The following is a 12368-nucleotide window of genomic DNA, read 5'->3' as shown; positions in this document are numbered from 1 at the left end:
CTCGCCTCAAATGTTTCCTGCCTGGCGGGCAACATAAATCACATAAAGCGATGCGACGATGGCGAGCGTGGAGGATGCGAGCATCACCCATATCAGCGGGAATGGGCCGGTTTCCGGAGAAAGCACAGCCCCGGCTATAACTGAAAGCGCCGCGCCCCCGCCGATCTGCAGCGCCCCGCCGAGGCCTGAGGCCGAACCTGCAAGATGCGGCCTGACGCTGACAATACCGGCATTGGCATTTGGCATGGTCATGCCGTTGCCGATGCCGACAAAGAATGAGGGTCCAAAAAGCGACATCGGATGGAAAAACCCGCCTGCAAACAGCACCAGCGAAAGAACAAGTCCGAGAGAGGCAAAAATATTGCCCGCAAGCATCATGGGATTGATGCCGATCCGCCTGGAAAAACGAGCAGTAAGGAAATTTCCGATCATGTACCCGACCGAGATCAGAATGAAATACATTCCGTATTGCGAAGGCGTCAGATCAAGAATTTCGGTGGCGACGTAGGGGCCGCCGCCGAGGAATGCAAAAAAAGCTCCCGATGCCATGGCCGCAGTTGCCGTGTAGCCCCAGAAACGCCTGGCCCGGAAAAGCTCGGGGTAGTTTTTCACTTGGGCCGTCATGCTGGCGGATAGGGTGCGGTTTGTCTCGCCCAGGTCGAGATACACCACCAGAAACGAGATGATCCCGAAGCCGAGGATCAGGTAAAACGTCGCTTTCCATCCGTAGAGCTCATCCAGGAACCCTCCGATCAAGGGCCCGAGCATGGGAGCGAGCGTCATGCCCATGGTGATATAGCCTATTCGGCTTGCCGCCTCGTCTGCACCGACCGTGTCGCGAACGATTGCCCTTGAGAGAACCATGCCGGCGGCCGCGAAAGCCTGCATCACCCGGCAAATCAGGAAAACCGTGATGTTGGGCGCCATCAATGCCGCGATCGTTGCCAAAATGAATATTGCGAAACAGGTCAGCATGACCGGGCGTCGGCCGAAATGGTCCGAAGCGGGGCCGATCCCCAGCTGAAGGACGGCTGTGGCCGCTAGGTAGAGCGAGACCGCCAGTTGAACGATGCTGTAATCCGCCTGGAAATACTCTGCCATGCCGGGAAGGGATGGCAGAAAAACGTTCATGGAAACCGCTGCCGTTGCGGTCGCGATCACGAGTGTCACGATGTGAGGCGGTGTTGCGGAACGGGATAAGATTTTTTCCATAACGACTTGCGAACCTTGCATGTTCATCGGCCTGGTTACTTTGACCGAATGGTGCCGGCATTGTGGGATGATGCTTAATTTGGCCGGCGGTGTTGTCCGAGGGGCTTAAACACGTCATGTGCCCTCAGTGGCCATTCCGGGACTGGTGCTTTTTGCGGCAGGTTTTGTCCGATTGACGATCTGCTCGCGGTAAAGCGTGTAGAGACCTGAACATACGACCAACAACGCGCCCGTAATCATCACGCGATCGGGCCAGTCGGAAAAAAACACAATGCCAAGGCCGATAGCCCATAAGAGCGCCGTATAGCGAAACGGCGCGATGAAGGAGAGCTCGCCAACCCGCAGCGACAGCACGATGAAATGATAGCCACAGACAATGCACAATGTGGCGCCCACGAGAACAGCGAAATCTGTTCCGCTCATTGGGGCCCAGCCTCCGTAGGGTACGAGTAAAACCGCGCCGGCGATCGTCACCGAAGCGGCGGTTGCGGCCGAAATCAGGGGCGAGGGGACATCTGGCGGGATCTTCCGGGTCGTAAGATCGCGCATGGTGGCAAACGCCACCGCTGCCACACCGTAAAGCGAATAGGCGTTGAAGGCATCGAAGCCAGGCCGAATGATGATCAAGATGCCGATGAAACCCACCAGGATAGCGCTCCAGCGGCGCCACCCAACCGGCTCGCCCAGAAAGAAGGCCGCACCGAGTGTGACAGCCAGCGGGAGTGCCTGCATGACGGCTGCAAGGTTTGCAATCGGCATATGGGCGAGGGCTGAAAGGAAACATATGGTCGCGCCGGTCTCGCCGGCAACGCGCAAGGCCACCATGGGGTGGAAGATGGCACGCGGCGCCTTCAGCGCCTTCCAGTGCCAAGCCAGCAGAAGCATCACCAGTGTGGCCATGACTCCGCGTACCAGCATGACCTGCGCCATGTTCATGTTTTCGGCGACGAGCTTTGTCAGGCCGTCATTGACCGTGAAACCAGCCATGGCAATGGACATGAAAAGCGCACCGCGCGCATTCGGCGAAAACGACACGACCACCTCGCGATGCACAGCGGCGAACACGCGACGGTTTTCAACGCACCGTGTCCACCTGGAATGAGTTCCTATGGTCTTCGGGAGAAACGAATCCCACCTCCACTATGGGATCCGATGCTAAGTATACCTTATGGAATTGGCAATCGGTTCGTGGCTGAAAAACCGGAGGCTGCGATCTAGCCGCCGGTGACGCTCATATGCCGCGAAACCGACGGACGATTGGTGCGCCGGTCAATGACGAAATCATGTCCCTTGGGTTTGCGGGCAATGGCACTGTCGATGGCCGTGGCCAGAAGATCGTTGCCTTCCGATGCTCTGAGCGCAGCCCGCAGGTCGGCTGAATCATCCTGGCCGAGGCACATATAGAGCATGCCCGTGCAGGTGATGCGCACACGGTTACAGCTTTCGCAGAAATTGTGTGTCATCGGTGTGATGAAGCCAAGCTTTCCGCCGGTTTCAGCGACTTCGACATAGCGCGCCGGGCCACCCGTTTTGAAAGGAATGTCTTTTAGTGTGAATTCCCGCTCCAGTTGAGCGCGAAGGAGGGACAGCGGAAGATACTGGTCCGTGCGGTCACCGTCGATTTCGCCCATGGGCATCGTTTCGATCACGGTCATATCCATTCCGCGACCATGTGCCCAGCGCAACATTGCGGGGATTTCATCTTCGTTGAACCCCTTGAGGGCCACGGTGTTGAGCTTGATCTTCAGGCCGGCATCCTCTGCTGCCTCAATGCCGCGCATGACCTTTTCCAGCCTACCCCACCGGGTGATTGCATGAAATTTGTCCGGGTCCAGCGTGTCGATCGAAACGTTGATGCGCTTCACACCGCAGTCGGCCAGCTCACCGGCAAAGCGCTCGAGCTGAGACCCGTTGCTTGTCAGGGTAAGCTCGTCGAGTGCACCGGTTTTCAGATGCCGCGAGAGCTGGCGCACCAGGTGCATGATGTTCTTGCGTACCAACGGTTCTCCGCCGGTCAAACGCAGGCGCCGAACGCCTTTTTCGATGAAGACGGTGCAGAGACGGTCCAATTCCTCGAGGCTCAGCAAATCCCGCTTGGGGAGGAATGTCATGTCCTCCGCCATGCAATAGACACAACGAAAATCGCATCGATCGGTCACCGAAACACGCAGATAGTCGATGGCGCGCCCGAAGGGGTCGATCATGGTGCTCTGCGTCATAGGCTCGCTTCCGCTGGCATTCTTCATCGGGTTGGTACTCTGTTATGTCGTGACACAAGGTTCGCTGGTCAAGCGCTGCAGGCTAGCATTGGTGCAATTGTCCGAGCAATTGCAGGGAAGGGCTTTTCACTTGGGCCAAAGCTGAATAGGTCTAGAACCGAAAGGTGGTGGCGTATGAAACCTCCCAAGGAACTGCGTGTTTCAAAGGACCGTTCAGTCATGACGGTTCTCTTTCCGGATTCCGAACCAGCAGAGTTGTCGGCGGAAATGCTTCGCGTGCTGTCCCCCTCGGCTGAGGTTCAGGGACACTCGCCCGAACAGCGCGTGACAGTTTCTGGAAAACGGCATGTAACCATCAGCCGGGCAGAGCCCGTCGGCAATTATGCTGTGCGGCTTGTGTTCAGCGACGGGCATCAAAGCGGCATTTTCACCTGGGCCTATCTGCATGAACTCGTCACGAGCAAAGAGGCCAAGTGGCAGTGGTATCTGGACGACTTGCAGCAAAAAGGATTGAGCCGTGATGCTTGAGCAGGACGCATATTCCATTACGTCGATTGAAGCCCTTGAAGTGCTTTACGGGACGCCCGGCCAAGCCTCTCTCGTCAAGGTCACAGACCGGGTGATACCAGAGTATGCAGCGCTGGTTGAAGCGTCGCCTTTCGTGGCGCTCGCCACCATCGGGCCTGAGGGGATTGACTGCTCGCCGCGCGGCGACAAACCCGGCTTCGTGCGCATTCATGATGAGAAAACGCTCATGATGCCCGACCGGCGCGGCAACAACCGTATGGATTCGCTACGAAACATTGTTCGTGATGAACGGGCCGCCTTTCTCTTTCTGATCCCGGGAGCCGGTACGACATTGCGCGTCAACGGTCGTGCGCGGCTTTCAGCCGATCCTGATTTGTGTGCTTCCTTTGCTGTTGATGAAGCCGCGCCGCGGTCGATCATCGTTCTTTCGGTGGAGGAGGTTTATTTTCAGTGCGCCCGGGCGATCGTTCGTTCCGATCTCTGGAACAGTGAAAAGCATGTTGATCCGCAGAGCCTGCCGACGCCTGGGCAAATCCTGCAGGTGACAAGCCGGGCCGAGATCGACGGCGTCTCTTATGACCGGGAATGGCCTGAACGCGCCCGAAAGAGCATGTGGTAGTTTCCCTCAGCGGTGAACGAGAATGTTCACCAACTTTCCGAAGGGGTCCCGGGTGTAGAAGCGCCTGACACCCCAGGGCTCTGCAGCTGGCCCGTACTCAATCGGGTATCCTGCCTTCCGGACCCTCTCAAGCGCCTCATCGAGATCGTCCACCTCTATGGAAAGATCGGGCACTGGCGTGTCCGATCCGCCCTGTGACATGATGCTGACCTGCAGGGACATCTTTTCCTGTGCGCCATAGGTTGCGATCCAGCCCTGGTCCATCAGGATGTCCAGCCCAAGGACTTCGGCATAGAAATGCTTTGCCTTGTCAACTTGCGCCGAGGCGATGTTGGCGACAATTCGCTTCACTTGCATGGCCTCTCTCCGTTCGGTTTCATCCCGCCTTTTTGAGATTTGGGAGAAACACGGTCAACAGGCCGAGCAGTGGCAGGAAGGAGCAGATCCTGTAGACGAACTCAATCCCGGTGCTGTCTGCGATAATGCCCAGCACCGCTGCCCCCAGGCCACCGAGGCCGAAAGCAAAGCCAAAGAACATGCCAGCGACCATGCCCACGCGACCCGGCAGCAGTTCCTGCGCGAAGACCACGATTTGCGGGAAGGCTGATGCGAGAATTAGGCCGATTGCGACGCTCAGGACGGGGGTCCAGAAAAGGTTCGCATAAGGGAGAGCCAGGGTGAATGGCAGAACGCCGAGAATGGAGAACCAGATCACGGTCTTCGAACCGATACGATCACCGATCAATCCTCCCAAAACGGTGCCGGCTGCCACCGATCCGAGGAAAACGAACAGAAGAATCTGTGACTGCTGGACGCTGATGCCGAATTTCTCGATGAGGAAGAACGTGTAATAGCTTGAAATGCCTGCCATATAGACGTTCTTCGCAAAGACCAGAGAAACTAGAACTGCGAGCGACATGGCAATCTTGCCGCGTGGAAGGGTGAGGGCCTGTGCAGGTTCTGCACGTTTTGCAGCGCGCTGCCGGTAGCCCGCATACCATGCGCTCACACGCCACAGAACGATCATGCCGAGAAGGGCCGCGAGGCAAAACCACGCGACGCTGCCTTGACCTCTCGGCACCACGATAAAGGCGGCGAGCAGTGGACCGATTGCAGACCCGGCATTGCCACCCACCTGGAAAACCGCCTGCGCCAGCCCGTATCGGCCACCCGAAGCGAGACGCGCTACACGAGAAGATTCGGGGTGAAAGATCGCCGATCCCAGTCCAATAAACATCGCGCCGGTCAGGAGCAACGCGTAGTTGGCAGCCGTTGCCAGCAGAAGCAGTCCGAAAAAGGTCGAACCCATACCAACGGGTAGGGAGTAAGGCATCGGTTTCTTGTCGGTGGTCAGTCCGATTGCCGGCTGGAGCAGCGACGCGGTCACCTGAAATGCCATGGTCAAAAGACCGATCTGCCAGAAATCCAGCCCGTAATCGCTTTTCAGCATCGGATAGATTGCCGCAAGCATCGATTGCATGATGTCGTTCAACATGTGGCAAAAGCTGACGGCCAGAAGAACCGCGAATGCGGTCTGTTCTGCTGGTGCGGTGGGCCGGTCGGCGGTGGTGTCGGTCACGTTCATGCTCCATGGGAAGAGGCTGCCGATTGGACGGCAGCCGCTTATACGCTTCTTGCAAATGACCTGCGTCAGTGATTTGGTCTAGTTTTTTCGCAAGTGGGCCAAATGCGTTCTCCCTCTCGTCCAGACAAAGTTGTGTTCAACAGGGACCGGCCGGTCGACGATGAAAAGCGTCGCTCATGGCTCGAGCAAATGGAGGGCGATCTCGTCATCGGCGAGATTGCGCAGGCGGCGCATGCCGAGGTGCCTGCGCATCGTCATACGCGGGGGCAGCTTCTTCATGCCAGCCGCGGTGTGGTGTTGGTCAGGACAAGTTTTGGTCACTGGATCGTGCCCACCGGTCAGGCCATCTGGATACCCTCGGGGTTGGAGCATGCGGTGGAGATGATGACCGATGTGCGCGTGCAGTCGGTTTATATTTTGCCTGAAGCGATCCCTGATCTGCCATCGAGGCCGCGTGTCGTTCGTATCACACCACTTTTGCGCAGCCTTCTGGAGGAGGTGGCGTCCTTGCCGCATGTGGCTCAACCGACCGGCCGAACCGGCTTGCTCTATAAGCTTATCATGCATGAAATTCCACGTTTGCCGGAATTGCCGCTCGGATTACCCTTTCCGTCGGACCCGCGGCTTGTGCGCATGTGCCGATCTTTTCTTGAAACTCCGGAGAGCCGCGTCACCATCGATCATTGGGCACGGTCGGCAGGCATGAGCCGCCGCACATTCACCCGACATTTCAAGCAGGAGGTCGGGCTTAGCCTCTCGCTTTGGCGTCAGCAGGCCAGTTTGTTTGCCGCGTTGCCGAGGCTGGCAAGCGGCGAAGCCGTAACCACGGTGGCTCTGGATCTGGGTTATGAAAGCGTTGCCGCCTTCACGACGATGTTCAAGCGTATGCTGGGTGCATCGCCGCGCAACTATCTGAAAGCGCCCGACGCGGAAAGTGGCACGTAAGATACGCGGCGTTGGTTGAAAAACCGCACCTCAATCATCTGCCAGCGCCTCGCTGATGCGACGCATCTGCTCCCCCATCGCTTCACATTGCGCCGGCGTCGATTGCGCCATCACCCGATCAATGAGTTTGGTGTAAACCGCAAGCGCTTCCATGAGACGCTGTTCACCATCCTGCGTCAGATAGAGGCGCAAGACGCGACGGTCATTGGCGTCGTTCTCACGACGTACCAGACCCTGCGTTTCAAGTTGGGGCAGCAACATGGTGATGTTCGAGCGCCCAACCAGAAGGCGGCGCGCCAGATCATGCTGAGATTGGCCGGGATGCCGATAGAGGTTCATCAGCATGTCGAGCTGCGCAATCTTGAGGCCGAGAGGCTCGAGTGCCTTGCTGAGCGCTCGAACAATGGCTTTTTCTGCGCGTGCAACAGCGATCCATGTGCGGAAACGCGGATTGTCCCAAGGGAGATCTTGTAATTTGTTCATGATTGAACTAACTTTGTTCATGCTTGAACATTATGTGGGTTTCCACCATGACTCGTTTCAGCCTGAGCATCCTGAAGAACCTTTTTGGCACATTCGAATATGTCGCGCCAAGCCTTGGCGGGCGTCTGGCATTCTGGTTGTTTTGCCGAACGCCCGATCCGATGCAGCAGACAGAGAAGGAGAGGCGTCTTCTCGCACAATCCCAGGATTTTATGCGGCAAGCACGCAGGCATCACCTGACGACAACCCATGGCGAGATCACGGCGTATGAGTTCACAAACTGGGGCGCACGGCGCGATGGACCGGCGGTGTTGGTCCTCCACGGCTGGCGTTCGCGAACGGAACATATGCGGGCCGTTGTGGAAGCTTTGCTTCGGCGAGGGTTTCGCGTTGTTTCGATGGACCTTCCAGGACACGGAACTTCAGGCGGGAGAGTGCTTAATATACCCAAGGCGGTTGCAGCCGTGAATTCCGTCGCCCAATGGCTGGGGCCGTTTGACAGCATGGTGGGACATTCCTTTGGAGGCGCGGTTGCACTCAACGCGATTGCCGGTTCTGTGGCCGGATTTGCGGCTGTGCCGGTGCGACGCCTGGTGACCATTGCGTCACCCAATGCGCTCCCTGAACTTTTTTCGCAGTTTGGTGCTTTTCTGGGGCTGGGTCCCAGAACCCAACAAGCCTTCGAAGACCGTGTTGAGGTGATCGCTGGCACACCTTTGCGGGCATTCGTTGCGGCTGAGCAACTGCGCCAGGTCCATGTCCCGACACTGGTCATTCATGCGCCGGAGGATAAGGAGGTGCCTTCCTCGGATGCCATAGCAATGGGTGAGGCGGGGGACCATGTCACGGTGGTGTGGGCGCCTGGCCTTGGACATCGGCGTATTCTTGCGGACACAGGCATCGCTTCACGTGCGGCAGAATTTGTCGCGACGCGCAGGATAACCTGGTTGAAGCCGGCAGCTGCAGCGCCGTTAGAAGATTGTTTACCAGTCCTCGATTGAGCGTGAATTTCATAACAATTTTATCGATCAGCCCGCGACCTTGGGGTCGAGACCTGTTATTTTGGTTGTGAAACAGAATATCCTGGTTGTGGCAACGAGCTCAAATCTCGGCGGGGTGATCGATTATGTTGAAGTCCATGCGCAAAAGCGGGCTGACCTGCATGGCAGCTGTGCTGTTCGCTGGAGGTATGGGGCAGGCCCATGCGCAGTCGGATAATCTTTTTGACATGCTCTTCGGAGGGGGCAATCGGGCACCGGCCCGGGCCCGGAGCGAGCCGCCGCGGACCGTCAAGCCCGCCCCGGTAAAGCGGAAGCCGGCGAAAGCTCCAAAGATTTCAGGCCCGTCTTACTACAGTTACAAGCCAGCGCCGCTTGCTCACGTCGAGTTTTCCGAAATTTCAATTCCTTTGTCTGAAGTTGCATTTGCGCCGACCCTCGAGGGGGTGTCCTTCCGGGAAGCCCTTCCCATGCTGGAAGGGGTGGAGTTGTACGCTGAAAAGGAAATTGCCGACGCAATCGTGGCATTTTACTCTCAGAAGCCCGACTTCATCTGGGTTTCCGGTCATCAGGTCAACGAGCGCGCGAAGCGCGTCCTGCGCGTGCTCTCGGAAGCCTCCAGTCATGGGCTTTCGGATGTCGACTATACGGTTGGTGTCCCTTCGAGCGACTTCTCCTATGACGACATCGCAAGCCGCCAGAAAGAGTTGATCCGCTTTGAGATGACGCTTACTGCACGCGCCCTGCGTTATGCGCGCGACGCGCATGCAGGCCGTATCAATCCCAACAAGCTCTCAGGGTATCATGATTTTCCCGAGAAGCCGATGGACCTGGTTCAAAGCATTGGCTTCATGGCAAATATGACAGAGGCGGATCGCTATCTGGAGGGGCTGCACCCGCGCAATGACGCTTACCGCCAACTTCGTGCCGAGTTGGAAGTGTTACGTGGCGCTGCCGAGCGTGAGATAAACGTCGACCCGAAGACATTCGTCCGCCCCGGTGGAAAATCGACTGAATTCGCCAAACTGCTCAAAATCATTGAGCGTGATGCCAATGATGCCTTTCTGGAGGCTCACGGTGCTGTTCTGAAGGACCATCATGGAAGTGAAGCCTATGATGAAGCCTTGGTCCCGGTCATCAAGGCAGCACAGGAAAGTCACGGCCTCAAACCGGATGGCATCATCGGGCCACGGACGGTCGCAGCGATCGCCGGGGTTTCAAAAACCGCGCGGATCGAAAAGGTGCTTTATGCGCTAGAGCGGTTGCGCTGGCACCCGTCAGAGTTGGGCGAAACACGGGTGGTGATCAACGCCGCTGCTTTCAACGTCGATTTCTTTGAGAATGGGAAGCCGCGGCTTTCCATGCGCACGGTGGTCGGACGGAACAGCAACCAGACCAGTTTCTTCTACGACAAGCTGGAAACCGTGGAGTTCAACCCATATTGGGGGGTTCCGCGTTCGATCATCGTCAATGAGATGCTCCCGAAGCTGTGGCGTGATCCAAGCTATCTCGACCGCAATGGCTATGAGGTGATCAACGGTCAGGGGCGTCAGGTTTCGTCTTCCGCCGTGAACTGGGGGCGCTACGGAGCCAATGTTCCCTACAGCGTTCGCCAAAAACCGGGACGCAGCAATGCGCTGGGTGAACTCAAGATACTCTTCCCCAATCGCCATGCGATCTACATGCATGACACACCGGCCAAGAGCCTGTTTCAGCGGGACACGCGCGCGTTCAGCCATGGTTGTGTTCGGCTGGCAGACCCGCGCGCCATGGCGGCGGCGGTTCTGGGGGTCTCCGTCGATGAGGTCTCGCGTGCTATCGAGACGGGGGACCGCAGCCGTCCTACCCGGCGCAAGATCGAGCGGGACATCCCGGTTTATGTCGGTTATTTCACGGCCTGGCCGCAGACGGATGGGGTGATTGCCTACCATGGCGACGTCTATGAGCGTGACGTCCATTTGAAAGCTGCGTTGGAAAAAACCACGGACATGCGCTCTTCAAGTATCTGAGTGCACAAGGTTCTTGCGGACAAAGCTGGCCGGCGCGCTGAATGCGAAACCGATCCAATCGCGCCAAGGCTTCATTCGCACCAGGGTCACGGCCCTAGAGCATTTTGCAGTCAGGTGGAATCACCTGACGTCCGCATAAATGCGGAAAAACAAGAAGATTGAGCGTCCTTTGTGCGTCCAAGAGGACGCACGGCGCTCTAGGTCTTCAGTCGCGCCAGAAGGTGGGAACGAGAAGAACCACAACCGCGAGTATCTCCAGCCGGCCGAGCAGCATTGTGGCCGAAAGGACCCATTTTGCGAAATCGCTGAGCGGCACGAAATTGCCGGAGGGGCCGATCGTTGTGCCCAGTCCTGGACCGACATTGGTCAGTGCGGTGAGCGAACCGGTTATCGAGGTCAGGAAATCGAGACCCGTCGCGGCCAGCAAAAGCGTTGCCACCACCCACGATATCAGGAAGCCGGTAACGAAAAGAACCACGGAGCGTTGCATTTCCTCGTCAACGACCCGCTTGCCATAGCGCAAGGCCTGAACGGAATGGGGATGAATGAGCAAACGGAGACCATTGCGCAGCATTGCTCCCAGAATAAGGAAGCGATAGGCCTTGACGCCGCCTGAGGTTGAACCGGAACAACCTCCCAAAAAGGTCGCGAAGAAGGCCAGTGTGACTGCAAAAGGCCCCCAAAGCGTATAATCCTCGCTGGCAAAGCCGGTCGTGGTGATGATCGACGCAAAATTGAAAGCCGTGGAGGCAAGAATGTCGTCGAATGGATCACCGGTGGCGATACGACGCTGCACGGCCAGTACAAGAACGATCATCGTCACATAGCTGAGGAAGAGCCTGATCTGCGGATCGCGCAGGGCATCAAGGCGCCCCCGCGCGAAGAACAGCACCAGAATGGAAAAGGGCAGGGCGGCGAGCAGCATGAAGACCGTCCCAACCCACAAGACGGCATTGCCTTCGAAATAGCCAAAGGACGCGTCGTGCGTGGAGAATCCGCCTGTGGCGATGGTGGTCATGGCGTGGTTGACGGCGTCGAAATTGCTCATCCCGGCCGCAGCATATGCAAGGGCGCAAAGTGTCGTCAGAAGACAATAAATGCCTACAAGCGCTATGAGAAAGCTGATGAAGCGCTCAAAAGGACGGTTCTCAATATCCGATGATTCGACGCGGAAGTAAGAGAACCCGCCCACTTTAAGCAGCGGAAGCAGGAAAAGGCCGAGCGCGACCACCCCGATCCCGCCAATCCATTGCAGAATCGAACGCCACAGCAGCAGCCCGGGCGGCAAGGTGTCCAGTCCGGCGATGACGGTGGACCCTGTCGTGGTGATTGCCGATACCGATTCGAACACGGCTTCGGCAAGGTCGAGCTTCAGCGATGCCGTATAGAATGGCAGGGCACCCACGAGGCCCAGCATCAGCCACAGCAACACCACCACCAGAAACGTCGTTTGCGTGGAGCCACGGGTGAGGGGGGCGCGTGTGGCGGCGGCGATGGTAAGGGCGATGGCGCCTGTCGCCAGCGAGCAGACGACAAAGATCTGCCAGTCGTCATTTCCGTAATAGAGATCAACTGCGGCTGGAAGAAGCATCGAAGCGGCGACATAAACAGCGAAAATGGCCGCTGGGTAGGTGGCCGTCCGGATTGTGGATGGTTGCACTTTCTCTACCTCGAAATGAACCGGCTCCGTGGTAGAGGAGAATGCGCTTCAAGGAAAGAGACTTCACAAGAAGTGTAGGCATGCACGATCGGCATAGCTAAGGGCAAAGG

The 12368-nt window shown here is 57.6% G+C and carries 12 protein-coding genes; 5 read left to right on the top strand and 7 right to left on the bottom strand.

Annotated elements, in window-relative coordinates; all coding sequences use genetic code 11:
* Positions 1-6: 6 nt before the first annotated feature.
* The 3 genes from AC2CHD_RS03200 to moaA form a co-directional block, all read right to left on the bottom strand.
* A complete protein-coding gene (locus AC2CHD_RS03200) occupies positions 7-1212 on the bottom strand; it encodes a multidrug effflux MFS transporter (protein WP_229449111.1) in 1206 nt (401 codons plus the stop codon).
* 114 nt (positions 1213-1326) lie between these two features.
* A complete protein-coding gene (locus AC2CHD_RS03195; protein WP_484552555.1) occupies positions 1327-2277 on the bottom strand; it encodes a DMT family transporter in 951 nt (316 codons plus the stop codon).
* Positions 2278-2426: 149 nt separating this feature from the next.
* Complete coding sequence (gene moaA / locus AC2CHD_RS03190; protein ID WP_484552554.1) at positions 2427-3431, bottom strand: GTP 3',8-cyclase MoaA; 1005 nt, start codon at positions 3429-3431, stop codon at positions 2427-2429.
* Between the two features lie 174 nt (positions 3432-3605).
* On the opposite strand from moaA, the gene AC2CHD_RS03185 reads away from it, so the two are divergent.
* Together AC2CHD_RS03185 and AC2CHD_RS03180 are read left to right on the top strand one after the other, a co-directional pair.
* Entirely contained in the window at positions 3606-3959 is a 354-nt protein-coding gene (locus tag AC2CHD_RS03185) for a gamma-butyrobetaine hydroxylase family protein (protein ID WP_229449113.1), read from the top strand.
* Entirely contained in the window at positions 3952-4578 is a 627-nt protein-coding gene (locus AC2CHD_RS03180; protein WP_484552553.1) for a pyridoxamine 5'-phosphate oxidase family protein, read from the top strand. The genes AC2CHD_RS03185 and AC2CHD_RS03180 overlap by 8 nt, the downstream gene beginning before the upstream one ends.
* A gap of 6 nt (positions 4579-4584) precedes the next feature.
* Here AC2CHD_RS03180 and AC2CHD_RS03175 read toward each other — a convergent pair whose 3' ends face one another.
* On the bottom strand, positions 4585-4935 hold the full coding sequence (locus AC2CHD_RS03175; RefSeq protein WP_484552552.1) for a VOC family protein: 351 nt from the start codon (positions 4933-4935) through the stop codon (positions 4585-4587).
* Positions 4936-4954: 19 nt separating this feature from the next.
* Positions 4955-6163 (bottom strand): MFS transporter, encoded by a 1209-nt coding sequence (locus AC2CHD_RS03170; RefSeq protein ID WP_484552551.1) that lies wholly within the window; start codon positions 6161-6163, stop codon positions 4955-4957.
* Between the two features lie 132 nt (positions 6164-6295).
* Between AC2CHD_RS03170 and AC2CHD_RS03165 the strand changes: the two genes are divergently transcribed.
* Positions 6296-7108 (top strand): AraC family transcriptional regulator, encoded by an 813-nt coding sequence (locus AC2CHD_RS03165; RefSeq protein WP_484552550.1) that lies wholly within the window; start codon positions 6296-6298, stop codon positions 7106-7108.
* Between the two features lie 30 nt (positions 7109-7138).
* Here the strand turns inward: AC2CHD_RS03165 and AC2CHD_RS03160 are convergent, their stop codons facing one another.
* Positions 7139-7591 carry a MarR family winged helix-turn-helix transcriptional regulator gene (locus tag AC2CHD_RS03160; RefSeq protein WP_484552549.1) on the bottom strand — a complete coding sequence of 151 codons (453 nt, stop codon included), beginning with the start codon at positions 7589-7591 and terminating at the stop codon, positions 7139-7141.
* Between the two features lie 32 nt (positions 7592-7623).
* On the opposite strand from AC2CHD_RS03160, the gene AC2CHD_RS03155 reads away from it, so the two are divergent.
* Positions 7624-8592: an alpha/beta fold hydrolase gene (locus AC2CHD_RS03155; protein WP_484552548.1), complete on the top strand. Its 969-nt coding sequence runs from the start codon at positions 7624-7626 to the stop codon at positions 8590-8592.
* Between the two features lie 125 nt (positions 8593-8717).
* A complete protein-coding gene (locus tag AC2CHD_RS03150) occupies positions 8718-10598 on the top strand; it encodes a L,D-transpeptidase family protein (protein WP_484552547.1) in 1881 nt (626 codons plus the stop codon).
* 205 nt (positions 10599-10803) lie between these two features.
* Here the strand turns inward: AC2CHD_RS03150 and AC2CHD_RS03145 are convergent, their stop codons facing one another.
* On the bottom strand, positions 10804-12258 hold the full coding sequence (locus AC2CHD_RS03145) for a TrkH family potassium uptake protein (RefSeq protein ID WP_484552546.1): 1455 nt from the start codon (positions 12256-12258) through the stop codon (positions 10804-10806).
* Positions 12259-12368: the final 110 nt, after the last annotated feature.

It is taken from the genome of Nitratireductor sp. ATLC21, assembly GCF_057196525.1.
Note: the sequence above shows the minus strand (reverse complement) of the source record. Positions and strands in the feature narration are given on the sequence as shown.